Below are 21,989 nucleotides of genomic sequence, written 5' to 3'. Positions count from 1 at the left end.
ACCTAAAATTATAAAGGAAATTGCATTTCTTGTATCTTTTCGACTTGTTCAAGCAATCGGTTGAGATAACGAATTTTATAGATATGATTAAGTGCTGTATGCCAATCTTGCTCTTTGATATATTGCAATAATTGGTCATAAACATTTTTTCTACGCTCAACAATTTCAGTATGAAAACCATCTAATAATTCAACATTATGTTGATTTTCAATATTATCAAGCCGTTCACGTAAGGAAAATTGCTCCATCAAAAAATCAGCATCATGAATAATATTCTGTTCTGTGGCAATGTCAAAACCTTGAAGAGATAATAAGTGTTCCGCCGCTGTAATAGGATTCTTTAAAGTTTGATAACCATCATTAATCATAGATGATTTTTGGATAATTGAAACTTTTTCACTATCTACAGCAGCAGTAAAATTATCTGGGTGATATTTTTTTTGTAACTGTTGATAATGTGTTGTAAGTAATGCAGTATCAATAGGTAACTGAACGGGTAACTGAAATAACTCAAAGTAATTAACCACTATAATTGCTCCAATTAAACATTAAAGCTTTCGCCACAACCACATTCATTCTTTGCATTGGGATTATTAAATTTAAAGCCTTCGTTTAATCCTTCTTTAACAAAATCAAGTTCTGTTCCATCAATATAGACCAAACTTTTTTTATCAACGATAACTTTAACATTTTTATCTTCAAATACACTATCATCATTATTAATGGTATCAGCAAATTCTAATACATAAGCCATACCAGAACACCCCGATGTTTTAACGCCTAATCGAAGTCCAACACCTTTACCTCGATTTGCCAAAAAAGATTGGACTCGATCAGCAGCACTCGTTGTTAGTGTAATTGCCATTAACGCTGTCCTTTTTTGGTTTTATAATCTTCAATTGCGGCTTTAATTGCATCTTCAGCCAAAATTGAACAATGAATTTTAACTGGGGGTAAAGCTAGTTCTTTAGCAATATCAGTGTTTTTTATCGCTTCGGCTTCATCTAATGATTTACCTTTTATCCACTCAGTAACCAAAGAACTCGAAGCAATCGCGCTACCGCAACCATAAGTTTTAAACTTGGCATCTTCAATAATCCCATCATCATTCACTTTGATTTGTAAACGCATAACATCACCACATGCTGGTGCGCCAACCATACCACTACCAACATTAGGATCATTTTGATCAAAAGAACCCACATTACGAGGGTTTTCATAATGATCAACAACTTTTTCACTGTATGCCATAATTTGCTCCTAATTTTAATGCGCTGACCATTTGATTTTAGTTAAATCAACGCCTTGTTTAAACATTTCCCAAAGTGGTGATAAATCCCTTAATTTACCAATAGAGTCTTTAATCAACTTAATCACATAGTCAACTTCTTCTTCCGTACTAAAACGACCAAATGAAAAACGAATTGAACTATGTGCCAACTCGTCATTAAGCCCTAAAGCACGCAAAACATAAGAAGGTTCTAAGCTAGCTGACGTACAAGCAGAGCCTGATGATACCGCTAAATCTTTTAACGCCATCATAAGTGATTCACCTTCAATATATGCAAAGCTAACATTTAAGATATTGGGCGCACTATGTTCCAAAGAACCATTAAGATAAACTTCTTCAATATCTTTTAAACCATTCCATAAACGATTTTTTAGTGCTAATAAACGAGGCATTTCCGTTGCCATCTCTTCTTTAGCAATATGGTATGCCTCACCCATACCAACAATTTGGTGAACAGGTAAAGTACCAGAGCGCATACCGCGTTCATGACCACCACCATGCATTTGAGCTTCAATCCTTACCCGAGGTTTACGCCTTACATAAAGTCCCCCAATACCTTTTGGTCCATAGATTTTATGGCCTGAAAATGACATTAAATCCACTTTCAGTTTAGTTAGATCAATTGGTAATTTACCAACGCTTTGGGTCGCATCAACGTGAAAAATAATGCCTCTTTCCCGACACATTTCACCAATTTTTTCGATATCTTGTACTACACCTGTTTCGTTATTTACATGCATAATTGATACAACTGTTGTATCTGGGCGCATTACTGCTGCTAATTTATTGAGATCAACTATTCCGTCAGATTCAGGAGCTAAATAAGTGACCTCATACCCTTCTCGTTCTAATTGACGGCAAGTATCAAGCACCGCTTTATGTTCGGTTTTACAAGTAATAATATGTTTACCTTTTGCTTGATTAAAATGTGCAGATCCTTTAATAGCCAGATTATCTGCTTCCGTGGCACCTGAGGTAAACACAATTTCACGCGAATCAGCCCCAATAAGATCGGCTATTTGATTGCGTGCAATATCAACCGCTTCTTCAGCTTGCCAACCAAATCGATGCGAACGTGAGGCAGGATTACCAAAAATCCCATCTTGAGTCAAAAATTGCATCATTTTATCGGCAACCCTAGGATCCACAGGGGTAGTTGCTGCATAATCCATATAAATCGGTAGTTTCATTTATTACTCCCAAATGTAAATGCTATATTCTATTTTTTATTAATTGATTCTTGCATGTTGTATATTGCTTTGACGATTAGCCACAGCTCTAACTTCTTTATTGTTGACTAATTCACTTAACGTAATACTGGTTAGGAAATCATCAATTCGTTCACTTAAATCATTCCACAGGGTATGAGTTAAACATTTAACTCCACCTTGACAGCCCGTTTCACCATGACATTTGGTAGCATGAACTGTTTCATCAACCGCTTTAACAATTGAACTGATGGCAATCTCATCCATACCACGGCTAAGTACATAGCCGCCTCCTGGACCTCTAACACTCATTACCAAGCCATGTTTGCGTAACCTCGCAAACAATTGTTCAAGATAAGATAGTGAGATTTCCTGACGTAATGAGATATCTGCAAGTGATACCGGACCGGAATTAGAATGCAATGCAACATCTAACATTGCAGTTACTGCATAGCGCCCTTTTGATGTCAATTTCATTAATCAATTCCCCCCTGTATAATTAGGGCTATTGTATATTTCCTTTCAATTTAGTCAAGTATTTAGTTGAGTATTTTAGTCGGAATTAAGCTTAATTTCTTCATCGACGAATAATTGCATTATATGCTAAGCTAATAAGTCAATTTGATATAGGGGTTAAAGAATGAAATTAGCTTTTCGTTGTTTATTGATAATAGGATTATTTTTTTCTCAAAGCATTGTTGCAGATAATTCGCCAAAAAATTTAAGGGTAAATTATCAAAAATGGCTTAATTCCAATCAATCTTTAAACTATGACGAACAAAAGACGTTAGTCAATTCTTTACAAGATTATTCCTTATACCCTTATGTTGCAGTTCAATTTTTTCAAAAAAATCTTAAAATTATTTCACCGCAAATGGTTAGCGATTTTGTAAAAAAATATAATGATTTCCCTTTAACTTCTTCATTAATTCAATCCTATTTAACTGAATTAACTAATCGTCACGATTGGGATTCAATTGTTTCGTTGCCAAAAGACAATTCAATATTATCAAATTGTCGATATCAATATGCATTATTACAACAAGGAAACAATAAATCTGTATTTAATACTGTTGAGAAGTTATGGAAAACAGGGAAAGAACTTCCTTCTGCATGTGACCCACTACTCAATGCATGGGCACAAGCTGGTAAACGAACCTCTAATTTAATCTTATTACGCATCGAACTTGCTATAGAAGCAAACAACTTAAAATTAGCTCGCCATTTAGCAAATTTATTAGAAAATGACTACAAAACAACCAAAGCCAATTTATTAGCTTTACTTGATAATCCTCGAAAATTGGCTGATTTTTCCAAAAATATAAAAGCCAGTCCATTTACTAAACACATTGTATTAGCCTTTTTTCCCCGCTTAGTTAAAACAGATACAAATTTAGCCATTTCGCTATTACCTGATCTGATTAAACAACAAACATTAAACGAAACAGAACAGATCTTATTACAAAAAAGTCTAGCTAATAGTTACTTTAATGATTCGGCAACCAGTGAACAAATCAAATGGCGTGATAATTTTATCGCTAAAAATCGTGATGCATTACTCATTGAAAAACGTATTCGTCTTGCAATTAATGACAATAATTATAAAGATATTGCTTATTGGTTAGCACTATTACCTTCTGAGGCTCAATCAAAAGAAGATTGGCAATATTGGCAAGCACGAGTATTATTAAAAAATAATAAAAAAAAGGAAGCAAATACTATTTTACAAGTATTATCAAAAAATCGTGGTTTTTATGGCATGATTAGTGCTCAAACACTTAAAAAAACCTACTTACTTAATAATCGTTCAACTAAAATGTCCAAAACTGAATCAACCACATTAGCAACCAAGTATAATAATCAGCCGGCTATTCAAAGAATTAATGAATTACGTTATTGGGGTATGTTATCCGAATCAAACCGTGAATGGCGCTATCTGCTAAATAATCATGCAGCAGATAACGAGTACTTAAATTTAGCTAAGTATGCCTATCAAAAAGGTTGGGGCGATCTGAGTATTCAAGCAACAATTGCCGGTAAGCTTTGGGATAATTGGACTGAACGTTTACCTATTATGTATAAAAGCCTGTATACAGAGGCGTTAAAAAATAAAGCAATTCCTTTATCTTATACACTAGCCATTTCTCGTCAAGAAAGCGCCCTAGATACTACAGTACAATCACCTGCTGGAGCTAAAGGTTTAATGCAATTAATGCCTGGTACAGCAAAAGAAACAGCTAAAAAAGTAAATACTGTGACGTATTATTCATCCAATCAGTTGTTTGATCCGAAGATAAACATACAATTAGGTACTTACTTTTTAAATACTATGTACCTAACTAATGATAATAATCGTATTTTATCTTCCGCCGCTTATAATGCAGGACCAAATCGAGTAAAACGTTGGCTTAACAAGAGTAATGGAAAGCTTGATGTGATCGCTTTCATTGAAAGTATTCCATTTACTGAAACCCGTAATTATGTCAAGAATGTATTAGTCTATGATTATGTTTATCAATTAATTTTAAGACAACCAAACGCTAATATTCTTACTGCAAATGAATTTAATAGACAATATTAATGGTGCATAAAATGAAAACTAAACAATGGCAACAAACAGTTGAAATCTTACACCAAGCATTTAATGATGGTTATGCAATTGATATATTAAAACTACTCATGACCGCTGATGAACGAGATGCTTTAATCACACGAGTAAAAATTATTCACTCACTGCTCGATGGTTCAATTAACCAACGCCAACTCAAAGAGCAGTTAGGAATAGGTATTGCAACTGTAACACGTGGTTCAAATAGCTTAAAAGAAGCTACACCAGAGTTTAAAAAATGGCTAGAAAAAACTTTATTAAATTAATGACAATTAAATTAGTTATGTATATCAATACTTTTAGTATTTAATAAATTTTATAGTTATCATTATGAGATTTGCTGAATATTAACTTCGTTTTCGGTTACTACAGGTACACAATAATCACATTCCATGTTTTTAATATCTCTAATTGATTCAACAGTATCATCATGGCGATTATGGTGAATTTCAATTAAGCACCCTGGCCGTAAACGAACTTTTAATGCTGGCATGGCAGCTAAATGTACTTGTGAAATAAAATCACTAAAATTATCTGGGGAACCTATATATTTAAAACAAAGATAAAGACCACCTTCACTCACAAACTGCTCTATATGTTCAAGATGATTATTATGATCTAAAGCAATTGTGTAAAGAAGCTCTTGTTCATTGGCATTATCTTTACTTTTTAATATCCGACTAAAAGCATATATTTTATCGGGTAAATTTTCATCTTTATGAGGATATCGAGATAAATAGTTATAAAAGAATTGCGCTCTTAGCTTGTATTTTTCATCCAATAATTTACCTAAATTACAATTATTTTTATAAGTAATACCCCAAAAAGTTTGACTCGGCATATTAACAAACTCTGGTTCGGGTAAAGTAAGTTGACTCTTATTTAACTCAATCGCTGGCGTTAATCCAGTCGGATCCCAAAACTCTCCACGCCGATAGCTTGCCGGTGTTTCATTAAATTGCTTTTTAAATGAACGGGTGAATGTCTGTTGTGAATCAAACCGATATTGCATGGCTATATCTAAAATCGGTTTACTGGTCATTCGTAATGACAGTGCCGCATAAGTTAACCGTCGATGGCGAATATATGTCCCCAAAACTTGACCCGTTACTTCTTTAAACATCCGTTGTAAATGCCATTTCGAATAACCCGACTTTTGCGCAACATGATCAATAGATAATGGTTGCTCGAGATTTTTTTCAATCCAAACGATAAGAGCTGAAATAATGCTAACTTGATTCATAACACCCCATCATAATATTAACTGGCAGACATCTTGCGATTATGACTTAATCACAGTAATAAGCAAGGTTTAAATAAAATTATTTCAGTAATAAGAATGAGTTCCTGCCTGATGTTCAGTGATATCTTTTACTCCGGCAAGTTCAGGAAATTCGGCTAATAGCTGCTTTTCTATTCCTTCTTTCAAGGTATAATCAACCATAGAACAACCATTACATCCACCACCGAATTGTAAAATCACATAATTATCTTCAGTTATTTCAATTAAGCTTACATGCCCACCATGACTGGCAAGTTGTGGATTGACTTGAGCTTGGATTGCATAATTAACGCGCTCAATTAATGGTGCATCATCCGCAACTTTTTTCATTTTAGAGTTCGGTGCTTTTAATGTTAATTGAGAACCTAGCTCATCAGTAACATAGTCAATAACAGTTTCTTCTAAAAATGGCGCGCTCATCTCATCAATATAAACCGAAAAGCCTGTCTGTTTTTCTTCTATGTCACTATCTTCTATAGTATCAGCCGGACAATATGAAACCCCACACTCTGCTGAAGGTGTGCCTGGGTTAATCACAAATACGCGAATTTGTGTTCCATCAGCTTGATTAGCAAGTAATTTTTTAAAATGCTGTTGTGCTGATTCAGAAATGGTAATAATGGACATAACCCCTCTCTTTCGCTTCGACGCTACTGGTTGGCATAACCAGTGATATCATCGATAATAGTTGACTTTGTTTCTTGGTTATTATAGGGATTGTTTAATATTTTACAACATAGTGCGGCATAAACAAATAACTTGAATGTTAACCGCACCACATTTTTTTAATTGTTGACTGATAACATTAATCGTATTACCCGTAGTGACAATATCATCAACAAGCAAAATTGATTTACCCGAAAGATTCTCTTCACATATAAATAATGACGCAACATTTTTGGTACGTTCATTAAGCGATAGACTTTTTTGATCCATTGCCACCTGCTTTCGCTGTAATAAATAAGGATTAAAATCTCTAGCCAACCATCTGGCTATTGGTTTAGCAAGTTGTTGTGCTTGATTAAAGCCACGAGACCAATAACGAATATGATGTAGTGGCACACAGGTAATTAAATCTGGTTTTAAAATACCATACCTTTCTCTGCGTTTATACCAGGCTAAAAACATTAACCTCGCAAGCGCATTAGTTAATTCAATCTTTTGATAAAACTTTAGATGATGAATCAATTTTTTTAATGGATCTATATAATTAGCAACCGCAATAAGTTCATCCCAGCAGGGTTTTTGCTCACGACATCGATAACAAATATGAGTTGACCAGGAATGAGGCAAAGCACATTGAGGGCAAACTTTATTTAAAGCGGGTAAATTTTTTAAACACTGACAACAAATACCATGCTGAGATAAAAATAAAGGCATATTACATAAAATACAGCGCATATAGATCACCTTAGTTGTAAAGATGTTTCAGGAGTAGCGTGCGTTTTAGTATAAAAATCAGTTTTATTTCTACTAAAATTAATATATTGCAACTAAACCAACTTATAATACGGCTTATTAAAAATAAATTTGCCAACAAACCAATCAAGTTTTGATCTGTTTCACATTGTTTCATTTAATTTTGCATATTTAATATTTCAATAAATGTGATTTTAGGTATAATTTGCCCAACGAATTAAATAAGGAAGGTTATATATGAAAAAAATCAAAATGTTATTTATATTGTTATGGTTAACGCTTTTTTCCACCGTCGTTTTAGCTGATACCAAAGTGTTATTACAAACCAGTATGGGGGACATTGAAATTGAATTGGACAGCGAACATGCTCCAATTACCACTAAAAATTTTATCAATTATGTCAACAATGGTTTTTACGAAAATTTAACTTTCCATCGCGTTATTCCCGGTTTTATGATTCAAGGTGGGGGGGCTGACGATCAATTAAAATTTAAAGATAATAATGCCCCAATCAAAAATGAAGCCAATAATGGTCTAAAAAATGACCGAGGCACAATAGCAATGGCAAGAACCAGCGCAATAGATAGTGCCACTAGCCAATTCTTCATTAATGTTGTAAATAACGATTATCTTAACTACCAATCTCCAGAACAATACGGTTATGCAGTATTTGGTAAAGTAATCAAAGGAATGGATGTTGTTGATAAAATTGTTAATGTTCCAACCAAACGAATGGGGCCGCACCAAAATGTTCCTGTTGATCCCATTTATATCAAAAAAGCTATCATTCTTGACAGCCAATAATTTAATTAACGTTTGTCTGTATTCACTTGGAAAACCACTTTTAAAAGTGGTTTTTATTTCAATTGACTCAGTAAGTTAGCAATTGTTCTAATTCCTGTCCCTGTGGCACCGGTTGCCCATAAAGCTGTACCACTTTTGCGAAATGTGGCTGAGCAATCAATATGTAACCAATTGCGTTTATAATTCTTAATAAAATAAGACAAGAATGCTGCCGCTGTACTAGCGCCGGCAGTATTAGGCAATCCAGAATTGGCGATATCAGCAAAAGATGATGGAAACTGAGAACGATGAAATTCGGCTAATGGTAAACGCCAAAACGCTTCATGTTCAATTTCACTACATGCTAACAATTGGTTAGCTAATTTATCATCAAAGGATAATAATGACTGATAATCATTACCAACCGCTATTTTAGCGGCGCCCGTTAGTGTTGCGCAGTCAATAATATAATGCGGTTTGTCATTATCGGCACAAATTAAACCATCGGCTAACACTAAACGCCCTTCCGCATCTGTATTATCAACTTCGACAGTTTTACCATTACGGTAATGAATAATGTCACCTAACTTAAAAGCATTGCCGCTGACTAAATTATCAGCACAGCATAAATATAGTTTAATTCGATGATTAACACCTCTGGCTATCGCAAGTGCCAATGCCCCCGTGACTAATGCAGCACCCCCCATATCAGCACGCATCGACTCCATAAAACTACTTGGTTTTAAACTGTAGCCACCCGAATCAAAAGTAATTCCTTTGCCAACTAAGCAAGTAGTAACCGGGGCTTTTGGATTGTTAGTTGGATTAAAATCAAGTTCAAGTAAAGCCGCAGGTCTATCAGAACCTTTACCGACCGTATAAATTCCCATATAGTCATGTTCTTTTAATGCCTCGCCTGAAATGATGTTATAACTAACATCCGCACTATAGGAGCTAATCAATTTCGCACTTTGCGTAGCAAGCTCTAGGGGTGATAATGTTTCAGCTTGTTGGTTAACAATATCGCGACACCAATCAATAATAGCTAAACGGTAGTTAAGTTCTTGCTTCTCTTTACTGTTAAGTGTTGGCCACGTTACTTTCGTGCTTTTTTTAGCATTCCGGTAACCTAACCAAAAATGCCAGCAGGCTTCTAAATCCCAATTCTCACCACTTAATTTGACGGAATTAATGCCTTGGTTATCTAATTTGCGTCCAGCTCGCTGAATCGCCCCTAAACGATGTTCTGGTTTGTAGTGAATAGTAATTGTGCCATCCGAAAAACTCAGCAAAGCATCTTTTCCCCATTGTGATGGAGCGGGTTTATCAGAAAGCAAAATAGATAACATCGACATAGCAAGAACCTCAATAATGATAAACAATGAATTAAATTTAATCAGAAACATGTTAATATAGCAAGCGAAGTTAAGAATTATTAAGGATAAGCAATGACAGTGGTACCAATAAAAAATGGAATCAATTTCCGGGATTTGGGTGGAATCGCAACAATGGATGGTCGCCAAATTCGACCGGGCATGTTATACAGAGCTGGTAACTTTGCGCATATTACACCTAGCGAAGGTGAATTTTTAGCTAATCAATTAAAACTACATTATGTGATCGATTATCGAGATCAAAAAGAAATTGAACATTTTCCTGATAGGCTATGGCATAACGCCAATTATATTAATGTTCCTGCCAACCCTTTGAATAATGAGGTTACCGCTAGTTTAACCAGTGACTTGGAAGATGATAATAAAATTCTAAAAAACCGTTCCCCATTCGATTTTATGATAAAACTGTATCAAAAGTTACCATTTAATAATCCCGCTTATCAAAAACTCACCTCTATTTTACTTAATGCTGATGGCAAACCTTTAGTACAACATTGTGCCGTGGGTAAAGATCGTACCGGAGTTGGCGTGGCGTTAATCCTATTTGCATTAGGCGTGAGTGAAGATAATATTATGCAAGATTATTTACTTACCGAACAGCTATTAACCGACTATCGGGAATGGTTATTAAACCAATATAAAGAAAAAGAAAAATATAAATTAAATCCTGATAAACTAGAAAATCGTAGACTAATTTTTGCTGCTAAAAAAGACTATTTATTAGCTGCTATTACTGCAATAAAAGAGCATTATGACACAATTGATAATTGGTTAGCTAAAGAATATCAGTTAGATGAAAAGAACAAAAAAATTCTACAACAAATATATCTCATTTAATTACTTGAACAATATTAAAATGCGCCAATCCAATGTACCTATTTGAATAGGTACAAACAAATAATTTAGAGTAATTCGAGTAATTAAAAAATAATAAATTACCTTCAATTATACCAGCAATTCACATTTACTTATTGGAATATTACTGTTAACCGCAAGGTGGACATGTTTAATTTGTTTATATTGATAAAAAAAATGTTCGGCAAAAGGCGCACTAATTATGCCGTTATCTATATCAACACTAACTGACTTAATTTGCCAAACACCTTTGGCGTATAATTTTAGTGCAGACTCTTTTAAGGTCCACAATTGCCAAAAAGCCTTTAAACAATCAGCTTGTTTAATCATCCATTGATATTCATCTTCAGCAAAAAAATTTTTGGCTACATTAAGATAATTTTTGCGCGCACGTGCAACTTCAATATCTAATCCAACTTTTCCTGTCAACGAAACCGCGACAGCTACCATATTTTGACTATGGCTGATATTAAAATCCGGTAAATTTCGGTCTAAAAAGCAAGGGCGACTATTATCCCCAATAATAATATCGGGTAATATTGAGATAGCACAATAACGGTGCAGTAACCTTGCCAATACTGATCGACAAACTAAAAATTGTGTTTTGCGGTGAGCATTTAATTTATTAGCTTGTTCAAGAATTTGCGGAGACAAAAGAGAAAAATCCACGCTAGCATCATTTAGATCAGCAAGTTGTATGATTAGCATTGTCGACAAACCATTATTAATAAAATTTATTTTTTCTATTTTAACAGCATGCTATGCTAACTGTTATTAAAAATTACTAAGTAGCCAAAGGACACATCATGTCGTTACCAACCCAATTAGTTAATGCCGGACGTAAAAAGCGTTACACCCAAGGCGCTGTTAATTCAGTAATTCAACGAGCCTCTTCATTGGTTTTTGATACTGTTGAAGCCAAAAAAGAAGCAGCTGAAAATCGTACCAAAGGAGCACTATTTTATGGACGCCGTGGTACACTAACGCATTTTGCACTACAAGATGCCATGGTTGAAATTGAAGGTGGCGCGGGTTGCTATCTCTACCCGTGTGGCGCTGCTGCTATTGCTAATGCGATGTTAGCATTCGTAAAATCAGGTGATCATATTCTTGTTTCCGAAGCAGCTTATGAGCCTACCCAAGAATTTTGCCAACATATTTTAAAAGATTTTGGCGTGCAAACAGATTACTTTTCGCCCTTAATCGGACGCTATATTAGTCAGCAGATTAAACCAAATACTAAAGTAGTCTTCCTTGAATCACCAAGTTCAATTACGATGGAAGTTCATGATGTCCCTGCTATTGTTAAAGCCATTCGCAGTGTTAACCCTGAGATCATCATTATGATGGATAATACCTGGGGAGCGGGTGTATTATTTAAAGCACTCGAACATGATATTGATATATCAATCCAAGCTGGCACCAAATATTTAGTTGGTCATTCTGATGCCATGATAGGCACAGCAGTAGCAAATGAACGCTGTTGGGATACACTGCGGGAACGTAGTTATTTAATGGGGCAAATGTGTGATGCTGACACTGCTTATATGGCTGCACGCGGTTTACGTACCCTAGCAATAAGATTGAAGCAACATCATGAAAGTGGCATAAAAGTCGCTAAATGGTTAGCTGAGCATCCAAAAGTTGCCATTGTCAATCATCCCGCATTAGAAAGCTGTAAAGGTCATGAGTTTTTTAAACGTGATTTTACTGGGGCTAGCGGTCTATTTTCTTTTGTGCTCAAAGAACATCTGAGCGACGTTCAATTATCGGATTTTTTAGATAATCTCACTTACTTTTCTATGGCTTATTCTTGGGGCGGATTCGAATCATTAATTCTGGCCAATCAACCGGAAGAACTCGCTAAAATTAGACCGGTATCGGGCGTGAATTTTAGCGGAACGTTAATTCGACTACATATTGGTCTTGAAGATCCCGATGATTTAATAGCTGATCTAGAAGCTGGTCTCAATCGTATAAAATTACATAAAAATAAAGTCAATGCCTTACAAACATTAGTATAGTCGGACTAATAATGATAAACCAACAAGATCAAATTATCGATGAAACAATTATACAAACAATATTGCATAGTCTTAAAGGTAGACAATCGCTGTTAATTGCTTTTAGTGGTGGTGTAGATTCATCGGTACTCTTGCATGGGCTGGTACAACTCAAGCAGTATTCCATGCCTGACTTACAACTAAGAGCTATTTATATTCACCATGGCTTAAGTCAAAATGCAGACTATTGGGCTGAGCATTGTCATCAACAGTGCCAAACATGGCAGGTGCCATTAATTATTGAAAAGGTAAAACTTAACGCTAAAGCGGGTAATATTGAAGAGCAAGCTAGAAAGGCTCGTTACCAAGCTATCTTTAAACATCTACACCATAATGAAACATTATGTACCGCTCAACATTTAGACGACCAATGTGAGACCTTTTTTTTAGCCTTAAAACGCGGCAGTGGTCCTGCCGGCCTTGCGGCTATGCCACAAGAAAATAAACAACATCTTCGTCCTTTATTAACCATCACTCGCCAACAAATTGAGCATTATGCTACCAAATATAAATTAACTTGGATTGAAGATGAAAGTAACCAAGATGATCATTATGACCGCAATTTTTTAAGATTAAATGTCCTGCCCATTCTTAACCATCGTTGGCCACATTTTTCACAAATGGTGGCGCGCAGCGCTGAACTATGTCAGCAACAACAAGATCTTATTGAAGAACTTTTACAAGCAGATTTCAGTCAAATAATTGGTAAACAAGGGCAACTATCAATAACGCCACTACTCGATTATGCTGAATATAAACGCAATGCAATTTTGCGCATGTGGTTTAAATCACAACAAATTAACATGCCAACACGTCAGCAAATTGCCTTAATTTGGCAAACTGTCGCTTTAGCCAAAGAAGATGCTAATCCCAAATTTTTGTTACATAATCGGCAAATCCGCCGCTATCAAAACCAACTTTATTTACTGCCGATATATCAAGAAATTGAACATGAAATACTGAATTGGGATTTGCATTCTCCGCTAGTCTTGCCAGATAATTTAGGGCAACTACAAGTTGATTATCATATGGATTTAGCGTGTCGCTTACCTCTTGCTAATGAACAAATTACAGTTCGATTTCATACCCAAGGTCAATTCCAGATTGTTAATCGGCACGGTTCTCGTTCCATAAAAAAACTTTGGCAAGAGCATCGTATTCCATCTTGGCAACGAACCCGTATTCCTTTGATTTATTATAATGAACAACTGATCACCGCTGTGGGTATATTTGTGACAGAACAAGGTAAAGGTACTGAAATTAGCTTTATTCAAAAATAATCATTAAACCAAATTATTAGATTGACTAAAAATCAAACGATAAAGGAGGCACTAGCGCCTCCTTTTTTTGAGAAATTATATTCCACTAGATATTTAAGACCTGGCTTGCCAACGTTTTAGTAATAGCGCATTTGTCACCACACTCACACTACTTAATGCCATTGCCGCACCGGCAATCATCGGATTTAAGAAACCTAATGCCGCTAGTGGGATCCCAATTAGATTATAGAAAAATGCCCAAAATAAATTTTGTTTAATTTTATTATAGGTTCTACGAGAAATATCAATCGCATCAGCAATTAAAAATAAATTACCGCGCATTAAAGTGATACTTGAGGCATGCATGGCCACATCCGTGCCCGTTCCCATTGCAATCCCAATATCAGCTGCTGCTAATGCTGGCGCATCATTAATACCATCACCGACCATGGCAACTTTATAAGCGTTATTGTGCTCATTATTTTTTTGCAGTTGATAAATATAATTAGCTTTATCTTGCGGTAAAACCTCTGCAATAACATCATCAAGCCCTAACTGCTGTCCAACATAATTAGCAGCAATTTGATTATCGCCCGTTAACATTACCGTTTTTACCTGTAGTTGATGTAAAGCTTGGATAGCGGTTTTTGCTTCATCTTTTATTACATCAGCAAAACCAAATAGGGCTAAGATTACTACGTTATCTTCTGATTGCTGTTTAGCTAACAATGAAATGGTATAGCCCTTTTGTGTAAATTCGTTGATTTTATCATCCATATCCACAAAGTAAGCATTGAGTGATTTCATCCAACGTAAACTTCCTAAGTAATATTCACTATTATCAAGTGTCGCCATCACGCCCGAGCCAGCGACCGAAGTTATATTTTGTGCATAACTATATTGTTTAGCTTTAGCTAAAATAGCTTTGGCTAATGGATGTTCACTACCGGCTTGCATTGACGCCGCAATGGATAAGATTTGTTCTGGCGTATCACTGCCAACAATATCCATTTCAACCAATTCTGGCTTACCCATAGTTAATGTACCAGTTTTATCAAATGCAACAGTATTTATATTATGTAACGTTTCTAGCGCTTCGGCATCTTTAATTAAAATACCATGACGAGCAGCAACGCCAGTGCCAACCATTATCGCCGTTGGTGTTGCCAAACCCAATGCACACGGACAAGCAATCACTAGCACCGCCACGGCATGTAATAATGCCTGTTGCCAATCTTGGGTTAACACCCCCCAACTGACTAACGTAATAAGTGCAATCAACAAAATTACTGGTACAAAAATAGCAGATATACGATCAACAATTCTTTGGATTGGTGCTTTCTTGGCTTGGGCTGACTCAACCATTTCAATAATCTTAGATAAGGTTGAATCAGCTAAAATGGCCGTGGTTTTAACGATAATCAATCCTTCACCATTGATGGCACCACCGGTGACTTTATCATTAACTGTTTTGTTAACTGGAAAGCTCTCACCGGTTAACATCGATTCATCACTACTTGATGAACCTTCAATAACCACACCATCAACAGGTATCCTTTCACCTGGTTTAATCACGACAATATCATCAACTTGTACTTGATTAATTGGTATAGTTATCTCGTGTTCATTGCGCCTGACTAAAGCCATTTCCGGTCGTAAGGCAGAAAGTGCTTCAATTGCTTGGGTAGTTTGATGTTTAGCCCTTGATTCTAACCACTTACCGATCAAAATCAAAGTAATAATAACTACGGATGACTCAAAATAAAGGTGGTTATAATCACCCTTAATCAGTTGATAAACCGATAATCCATAAGCGGCGCTCGTGCCAATTGCCACCAATAAATCCATATTACCGGATAGTGCTATAGCAGATTTTAAACCACTACGATAAAATTTTGCCCCTAAGCCAAATTGCACGGTTGAGGCTAAAATAAGTTGTAGCCAAGCTGGCATCATTAAATGCAAACCAAATGGTTCTAATAACATAGGAAAGACAAAAGGTATAGCAAGGATTACTGAGGTAACAATTGGCCAAAGTGATGCTTGTTTATCAGTATCTTTGGCGTGGGTTTCTTGGTCAGAAATTTTAACTGCATGATAACCAGCTTTATCAACTGCTGCCATTAAGGATTCTAACTTAACATTTGCGTTAGCAGCTACCGTTGCTTTTTCTGTAGCAAGATTAACACTAACATCAATCACACCATCAATTTTTTTTAGTGCTTTTTCAACACGGCTAACGCATGATGCGCAGCTCATATCTTCAACAAAAAAATTATATTCAACTGTTTTCATTTAACGCATCCCTTAATTGGTGTTGTTAGGTTTAATATATCCTACATGATAAGAAATCATTTGCTAGCAATGTGCACTATTATTTTAATAGATAGAATTGATGCTACTTACATTTATTAAATATTACAGAGAATGAGCGGTTTACTTTATCTTAATAATATAACTAACAAACATTTTAATACTAATTATTGTATTAACAAGAATGCACTTTTTTGATATATACTTACCAAAAAGATACTGTCGAGACATCTATATGAATAGTAATTTGTTTACCGCTGTTGAACAAAATCAGCGTGATCCTTCTATTACCCATTGCCCGGTTGAAACAACAATAAACATGATTGGGGGGAAATATAAATCCTTAATTTTATGGAAACTGATGACGACAACAACGTTAAGATTTTCTCAATTACATAGAGAAATTCCATGTGCTACACCTAAAATGCTAACCCATCAATTACGTGAACTTGAAGCCAATGGTTTGATTATCCGAAAAGTTTTCCCGGTGGTACCACCAAAAGTTGAATATTCATTAACCGATTTTGGCAGAAGTATTAAACCAGTATTAGAAGCAATGTATAAATGGGGAAGCCATTGCTTGAAAAAACAAGGGTTGGAAGTTAATTGTTCAATGGTAGCAATAACTGACCAATTTTAACCATATTCACTTAAATCACTAATATGTTATGCTCACTTCTCTTATACCAATTATGAAGAAAAACACACATAAAAAGCAGGAAAGAAACAACAGGGCTGGTTAACCCTGTGTTTTAACAATGTAAATTAATTACGTAATTTTTCAGGCCATTCATTTTGAGTCGCAATCAGCAGTTCTTTTACCACTTTAGGATTACCAGCTACAACATTACCTGAAACCATGTAATTATTGCCGCCTGCGAAATCAGTAATCACCCCACCGGCTTCACGTAAAATAAGTTCACCACCGGCAATATCCCATGGTTTTAAACCAATTTCAAAAAAACCATCTAATCGACCGGCAGCAACATAAGCTAGATCTAAAGCCCCTGAGCCAGCCCGACGAAAATCACCACATTTAGTAAATAATTTTTGTAATACTAAAAAGTAGCTATCACTATACTGTTTTGCTCTAAAAGGGAAAGCAGTTGCCAAAACACAACCTTCTAAATCTTTAGCATGACTAACACGAATTCGGTAGCCATTAAGTTGCGCTCCTTGTCCCCTCACTGCCGTGAAAAGCTCATTACTCATTGGATTATATACTACCGCAACTTCAGTTTTACCTTTTACTCGCACGGCAATTGAAACAGCAAAATGGGGAATATTTTTGATAAAGTTAGTTGTACCATCGATTGGATCAATTATCCATTGTGTATCACTATCATTACCTTTAGCCAAACCACTCTCTTCAGCAATAATAGTATGATCTGGATAAGCTTTTTTGATTGTTTCAATAATTAATGCTTCAGCCGCTCGGTCAACATTAGTAGCAAAATCATTCGGACTTTTGGTATCAACTTCTATTGATCCCGGATTTTCATAAGCCTTAATGGCCACATTACCTGCTTTACGAGCAGCACGAATAGCAATATTCAGCATCGGATGCATAATTTTTTTCCAATTGATGATGTTAAAGAACGGGTTGATTTAATATGCACTTACCATATTAAAACGTGGCGCTAGTATAAAGCTTTTACAGTCTTTTTGCTAGTTTATGTTGTATAGAGATGACACAATTATGCGATTGAGTGATAAGCGTTATATGAAAAAAAACCATCAGCTAAAGCTGATGGCAAAAGTCGGAATTTATAATTAATGTTAGGAGTAATTTAAAAACAATACCATAAGCCAATAACCTTATACCGCAATGATCAAAGGTGCTTGAGTTGCATTAATAACATCTTCAACCGTATACTCTGGATTGATTTCTGTTAGTTTTAATCCATTTGGTGTAACTTCAATAACGCCCATCTCGGTAATAATTAAGTCCACAGCATTAACTGCGGTTAATGGTAAATTACATTCATTCAAGATTTTTGGGGCGCCTTTGGCAGTATGTTCCATCGCAACAATCACTTTTCTTGCGCCAGTAACCAGATCCATTGCGCCACCCATACCTGGTACCATTTTTCCAGGGATCATATAATTCGCAATGTTACCATGCTGATCAACTTGTAGGGCGCCGAGCACTGAAACATCAACATGCCCACCACGGATAATACCAAATGAAGTTGCACTATCAAAAAAACATCCACCCGGTAGAATAGTAACGGGTTGGCCACCAGCATTAACAATACTTTCATCAAAATTTTCAGTAGAAGGGCTTGGACCTAAGCCTAAAAAACCATTTTCAGATTGGAAAATAATTTCGATGTCATCGGGAATAAAGTTAGCTACTCTGGTTGGTAAACCAATGCCAAGGTTAACAATATCACCATCGGCTAACTCTTTTGCAACACGACTAGCAATATAATTTTGCAATTGTTCCTTATCCATTAGCAACGACTCCCTTTCACAATATAATCAATAAAAATCCCTGGCGTTGCAATCTCTTGAGGGTCTAACTGGCCAACCTCAACAATCTCACCCGCTTCAACAATAGTAATTTTTGCTGCACTCGCCATGACATTATTAAAATTATTCATTGAACCTTTGTAAACCATATTGCCGGCTCGATCAACTTTATCTGCATATAATAAAGCGACATCTGCCGGTAATGGTTCTTCCAGCAAATAATCTTTGCCACCAACCATGAGTTTTTGTTTACCTTGTTCAACTAAGGTACCAATACCTGTTGGTGTCAAAATACCACCTAAACCATAACCAGCGCAACGAATTCGTTCTGCTAAGGTTCCTTGTGGAATCAACTCAACTTCAGTTTCACCTGCTGTCATTTGTCTACCTGTTTCTTTATTCAACCCAATATGTGAAGCAATGATTTTTTTAAACTGCTTTAATACCACCATTTTACCGACACCTTTGTCAATTAAACCTGAGTCATTGCAAATCAAAGTCAAATCTTTAACATTTTTTTGACATAAATAATCGATAAGCATTATTGGTGATCCATTAGCCATAAAACCACCAACCATCATTACCGTGCCATCTTTAACACAAGACAAGGCTTTCTCGATATCAACTACTTTATCCATACATCCTCCTTATCGAGAAACAATCATTGCTATACCTTGCCCACCACCAATACAGAGCGTAGCTAAGCCATTTTTAGCATCACGTTTCTTCATCTCATAAATAAGTGAAATTAAAATTCTTGCACCACTAGCACCAATTGGATGACCTAATGCAATTGCTCCACCATTGACATTTACCTTTTCAGTCGGCAGTTTTAAGCTATTACAAACAGCTAGGGCCTGAGCAGCAAAGGCTTCATTAGCTTCAAATAAATCAATATCATTAACCGTTAAACCGGCTTTTTGTAAGGCTTTTTCTGAAGCTGGTATTGGCCCTATTCCCATAAGTTCTGGAGCAACCCCTGCTGATGCACAGCTAGTAATTGTTACCAGTGGTTTTAGACCTAATTTTTTAGCTTTATCGCCGCTCATCAAAATTAAAATCGCTGCACCATCATTAATACCAGATGCATTTCCCGCGGTGACCGTTCCATCTTTTTTAAATGCTGGACGTAAACCGGCTAATTTTTCTAAAGTAGTACCAATTTTTGGATACTCATCAGTATCAACAACTGTCGCTTCACCTTTTTTATTTGCTATTGATACCGGTACAATTTCATCTTTAAAACGACCAGTTTGGAGTGCTATTGCGGCTTTTTGTTGGCTGGCTAAAGCCATTTCATCTTGAGCCTGACGAGAAATCCCATATTTTTCTGCTACATTTTCCGCAGTGATCCCCATATGATAATGATTAAATGCATCGGTTAAACCATCACAAATCATAGTATCTATCATCTGCACATTGCCCATTTTAAAGCCAAAGCGTGCATTAGGTACCACGTAAGGAGATAAACTCATACTTTCAGCACCACCCGCCACAACAACATCAGCTTCACCTGCTGCAATAGCTTGAGCTGCAAGTTGAACCGTTTTTAATCCAGAACCACAAACTTTATTCACCGTAAAACTTGGAACAACATCTGGAATACCCGCTTTGATAGCAATTTGTCTTGCTACATTTTGACCAAGTCCGGCTTGTAATACATTACCTAAAATAACTTCATCTATTTCATTTGGATTAAGTGAAATTCTATCCATAGCTTCTTTAACGGCAATAACACCTAAATCTACAGCAGGGACATTTTTAAATACTCCGCCAAAACTACCAATTGGTGTTCTAACTGCCGATACAATGACAACATCTTTCATAAGCTCATCCTTTAACGTAAATGATAAATTTAACTTATGCTAGATGAAGGATTTACCTTTGTCCAAGTCTTGTTTATTATAGTATCTATAAGTTTATCTTATAGATTAATTTATGTACTTAGTTTAAGTTAACTATTGCAAAACGTGGAAACATATGGATATTAGACACCTTCAATATTTTGTCGCGGTAGTAAAAGCGGATTTTAATTTATCATTAGCCGCCAAAAGGCTTTATATTTCACAACCCGCTTTAAGCCAATTCATTAAATCATTTGAAGAGTCAGAAAAAATTTATTTATTTGAAAGGTATAAAGGGCGCTTACAAGGATTAACGCCAACAGGGGAACTGTTTTATGAACAGGTAAAACAGCTGTTATCACAATACAATTCCATGTTAACTGCTATTCGCGAAGATGCAGGTCAGCTAAAAGGAAAAGTTAGAATCGGTATTCCGCCATTAATATTAGGTGTTGTCTTTTCAGATATTATTGCTGATTTAATTATTAATCATCCCAATATTGAAGTCGAAATTATTGAAAAAGGTGCTTATGAATTGAGCAGAATGTTTATAGTGGATGAACTAGATTTTGCTATCTTACTTGATCCGACCAATATAAATTCAACTATTATTGATGAACACCTTATACAGCAAAGTGAATTATCCGTTTTTTTTAATCATGATCACCCGTTAGCAAAAAAACAAAAACTAGAGTGGTCAGATCTTCATGATCAAATGCTAGCCGTTTTTGAACCCAGCTTTATGATTCATCACAAACTAATGAAAAAATTCGGCGAATACAATATACAACCACAAAAATATACCATGTCAGCATCATGGGACTTTTTGCTTCAAATCGCTACTAATTCAAAATTCCTGACCATTCTACCTTCACCAATTCTTGATATTTATTCCAATCATCATATTGTTGAACGTCGCTTCAATGATCCCATTGATTGGAAAGTGTTATTATGTCGTCCCCGAAAAGAACATTATTCTAGACTAAATCAATATGTATTTGATTATATGCTATCTTTTTTTAAAAACAAACATGATAACCAATCGTAAATTGTAATGATTACTGTTTGTAAAAAAGTTTCAGGAAAGGCATACGTTTTAGTAGAAAATAATTCCTACATTCAACATCTAAGTGCGAATCTAGTCAGTAAAAGGCTTCATAAGGTGTTTTATACTTAAGCCGTTTTCTTGGACGAT

The 21,989-nt window shown here is 35.6% G+C and carries 23 protein-coding genes; 8 read left to right on the top strand and 15 right to left on the bottom strand.

All coding sequences use genetic code 11. The features are described 5' to 3' along the window. Window positions 1-8 precede the first annotated feature (8 nt). The 5 genes from hscB to iscR are packed head-to-tail and all read right to left on the bottom strand — an operon-like array spanning window position 9 to window position 2,976. Window positions 9-527: a Fe-S protein assembly co-chaperone HscB gene (gene hscB, locus Q0K76_RS09065; RefSeq protein WP_294614635.1), complete on the bottom strand. Its 519-nt coding sequence runs from the start codon at window positions 525-527 to the stop codon at window positions 9-11. A gap of 14 nt (window positions 528-541) precedes the next feature. After that, window positions 542-865, bottom strand: a complete 324-nt coding sequence (iscA, locus tag Q0K76_RS09060) for an iron-sulfur cluster assembly protein IscA (RefSeq protein ID WP_294614632.1) — start codon at window positions 863-865, stop codon at window positions 542-544. Further along, window positions 865-1,251, bottom strand: coding sequence for a Fe-S cluster assembly scaffold IscU (iscU, locus tag Q0K76_RS09055; RefSeq protein WP_294614630.1), 387 nt, complete (start codon window positions 1,249-1,251; stop codon window positions 865-867). The genes iscA and iscU overlap by 1 nt, the downstream gene beginning before the upstream one ends. Before the next feature lie 15 nt (window positions 1,252-1,266). Further along, the gene (locus tag Q0K76_RS09050; RefSeq protein WP_294614627.1) at window positions 1,267-2,481 is read right to left on the bottom strand and encodes an IscS subfamily cysteine desulfurase; all 1,215 of its coding nucleotides are present in this window, start codon (window positions 2,479-2,481) and stop codon (window positions 1,267-1,269) included. Window positions 2,482-2,520: 39 nt separating this feature from the next. Further along, the gene (gene iscR / locus Q0K76_RS09045; RefSeq protein WP_294614624.1) at window positions 2,521-2,976 is read right to left on the bottom strand and encodes a Fe-S cluster assembly transcriptional regulator IscR; all 456 of its coding nucleotides are present in this window, start codon (window positions 2,974-2,976) and stop codon (window positions 2,521-2,523) included. Between the two features lie 163 nt (window positions 2,977-3,139). Here iscR and sltY point away from each other — a divergent pair, with 163 nt between their 5' ends. Further along, window positions 3,140-5,080 (top strand): murein transglycosylase, encoded by a 1,941-nt coding sequence (gene sltY / locus Q0K76_RS09040; protein WP_294614621.1) that lies wholly within the window; start codon window positions 3,140-3,142, stop codon window positions 5,078-5,080. A gap of 11 nt (window positions 5,081-5,091) precedes the next feature. After that, window positions 5,092-5,373: a trp operon repressor gene (gene trpR / locus Q0K76_RS09035; RefSeq protein ID WP_294614618.1), complete on the top strand. Its 282-nt coding sequence runs from the start codon at window positions 5,092-5,094 to the stop codon at window positions 5,371-5,373. 62 nt (window positions 5,374-5,435) lie between these two features. On the opposite strand, the gene robA is transcribed toward trpR, so the two are convergent. The 3 genes from robA to Q0K76_RS09020 all read right to left on the bottom strand — a co-directional run bounded on the left by robA (window position 5,436) and on the right by Q0K76_RS09020 (window position 7,790). Next, window positions 5,436-6,350: an MDR efflux pump AcrAB transcriptional activator RobA gene (robA, locus tag Q0K76_RS09030; RefSeq protein ID WP_294614615.1), complete on the bottom strand. Its 915-nt coding sequence runs from the start codon at window positions 6,348-6,350 to the stop codon at window positions 5,436-5,438. Window positions 6,351-6,434: 84 nt separating this feature from the next. After that, window positions 6,435-7,010, bottom strand: coding sequence for a Fe-S biogenesis protein NfuA (nfuA, locus tag Q0K76_RS09025; RefSeq protein ID WP_363322454.1), 576 nt, complete (start codon window positions 7,008-7,010; stop codon window positions 6,435-6,437). A 108-nt stretch (window positions 7,011-7,118) separates the two neighbouring features. After that, window positions 7,119-7,790 carry a phosphoribosyltransferase family protein gene (locus tag Q0K76_RS09020; protein ID WP_294614609.1) on the bottom strand — a complete coding sequence of 224 codons (672 nt, stop codon included), beginning with the start codon at window positions 7,788-7,790 and terminating at the stop codon, window positions 7,119-7,121. 270 nt (window positions 7,791-8,060) lie between these two features. Between Q0K76_RS09020 and Q0K76_RS09015 the strand changes: the two genes are divergently transcribed. After that, window positions 8,061-8,612, top strand: a complete 552-nt coding sequence (locus Q0K76_RS09015; protein ID WP_363322453.1) for a peptidylprolyl isomerase — start codon at window positions 8,061-8,063, stop codon at window positions 8,610-8,612. A gap of 53 nt (window positions 8,613-8,665) precedes the next feature. Here the strand turns inward: Q0K76_RS09015 and pepB are convergent, their stop codons facing one another. Beyond that, window positions 8,666-9,946: an aminopeptidase PepB gene (gene pepB, locus Q0K76_RS09010; protein ID WP_294614602.1), complete on the bottom strand. Its 1,281-nt coding sequence runs from the start codon at window positions 9,944-9,946 to the stop codon at window positions 8,666-8,668. A 93-nt stretch (window positions 9,947-10,039) separates the two neighbouring features. On the opposite strand from pepB, the gene Q0K76_RS09005 reads away from it, so the two are divergent. Further along, window positions 10,040-10,822 (top strand): tyrosine-protein phosphatase, encoded by a 783-nt coding sequence (locus tag Q0K76_RS09005; RefSeq protein ID WP_294614599.1) that lies wholly within the window; start codon window positions 10,040-10,042, stop codon window positions 10,820-10,822. A gap of 108 nt (window positions 10,823-10,930) precedes the next feature. Here Q0K76_RS09005 and Q0K76_RS09000 read toward each other — a convergent pair whose 3' ends face one another. Next, window positions 10,931-11,548, bottom strand: a complete 618-nt coding sequence (locus Q0K76_RS09000) for a 4'-phosphopantetheinyl transferase superfamily protein (RefSeq protein ID WP_294614597.1) — start codon at window positions 11,546-11,548, stop codon at window positions 10,931-10,933. Between the two features lie 98 nt (window positions 11,549-11,646). Between Q0K76_RS09000 and metC the strand changes: the two genes are divergently transcribed. Both metC and tilS read left to right on the top strand, forming a co-directional pair. Then, window positions 11,647-12,864 carry a cystathionine beta-lyase gene (metC, locus tag Q0K76_RS08995; protein ID WP_294614594.1) on the top strand — a complete coding sequence of 406 codons (1,218 nt, stop codon included), beginning with the start codon at window positions 11,647-11,649 and terminating at the stop codon, window positions 12,862-12,864. An 11-nt stretch (window positions 12,865-12,875) separates the two neighbouring features. Further along, window positions 12,876-14,183 carry a tRNA lysidine(34) synthetase TilS gene (tilS, locus tag Q0K76_RS08990; RefSeq protein ID WP_294614591.1) on the top strand — a complete coding sequence of 436 codons (1,308 nt, stop codon included), beginning with the start codon at window positions 12,876-12,878 and terminating at the stop codon, window positions 14,181-14,183. 93 nt (window positions 14,184-14,276) lie between these two features. On the opposite strand, the gene Q0K76_RS08985 is transcribed toward tilS, so the two are convergent. After that, window positions 14,277-16,457 carry a heavy metal translocating P-type ATPase gene (locus Q0K76_RS08985; protein ID WP_294614588.1) on the bottom strand — a complete coding sequence of 727 codons (2,181 nt, stop codon included), beginning with the start codon at window positions 16,455-16,457 and terminating at the stop codon, window positions 14,277-14,279. A gap of 253 nt (window positions 16,458-16,710) precedes the next feature. Between Q0K76_RS08985 and Q0K76_RS08980 the strand changes: the two genes are divergently transcribed. After that, window positions 16,711-17,115: a helix-turn-helix domain-containing protein gene (locus Q0K76_RS08980; protein ID WP_294614585.1), complete on the top strand. Its 405-nt coding sequence runs from the start codon at window positions 16,711-16,713 to the stop codon at window positions 17,113-17,115. 125 nt (window positions 17,116-17,240) lie between these two features. Here the strand turns inward: Q0K76_RS08980 and suhB are convergent, their stop codons facing one another. The 4 genes from suhB to Q0K76_RS08960 form a co-directional block, all read right to left on the bottom strand. Next, window positions 17,241-18,044, bottom strand: a complete 804-nt coding sequence (gene suhB / locus Q0K76_RS08975; protein WP_294614582.1) for an inositol-1-monophosphatase — start codon at window positions 18,042-18,044, stop codon at window positions 17,241-17,243. A 249-nt stretch (window positions 18,045-18,293) separates the two neighbouring features. Next, on the bottom strand, window positions 18,294-18,932 hold the full coding sequence (locus Q0K76_RS08970) for a 3-oxoacid CoA-transferase subunit B (RefSeq protein WP_294614579.1): 639 nt from the start codon (window positions 18,930-18,932) through the stop codon (window positions 18,294-18,296). Beyond that, the gene (locus Q0K76_RS08965; protein WP_294614576.1) at window positions 18,932-19,588 is read right to left on the bottom strand and encodes a CoA transferase subunit A; all 657 of its coding nucleotides are present in this window, start codon (window positions 19,586-19,588) and stop codon (window positions 18,932-18,934) included. Before Q0K76_RS08965 ends, Q0K76_RS08970 begins: the two co-directional genes overlap by 1 nt. A 9-nt stretch (window positions 19,589-19,597) precedes the next feature. Then, complete coding sequence (locus Q0K76_RS08960) at window positions 19,598-20,776, bottom strand: acetyl-CoA C-acetyltransferase (RefSeq protein WP_294614573.1); 1,179 nt, start codon at window positions 20,774-20,776, stop codon at window positions 19,598-19,600. Between the two features lie 154 nt (window positions 20,777-20,930). On the opposite strand from Q0K76_RS08960, the gene Q0K76_RS08955 reads away from it, so the two are divergent. After that, the gene (locus Q0K76_RS08955) at window positions 20,931-21,842 is read left to right on the top strand and encodes a LysR family transcriptional regulator (protein ID WP_294614570.1); all 912 of its coding nucleotides are present in this window, start codon (window positions 20,931-20,933) and stop codon (window positions 21,840-21,842) included. Window positions 21,843-21,989: the final 147 nt, after the last annotated feature.

This window comes from uncultured Gilliamella sp. (assembly GCA_945271295.1).
Taxonomy (GTDB): Bacteria; Pseudomonadota; Gammaproteobacteria; order Enterobacterales; family Orbaceae; genus Gilliamella.
The sequence above is the reverse complement of the archived record's forward strand: the minus strand, read 5'-3'. Positions and strand labels throughout refer to the sequence as shown.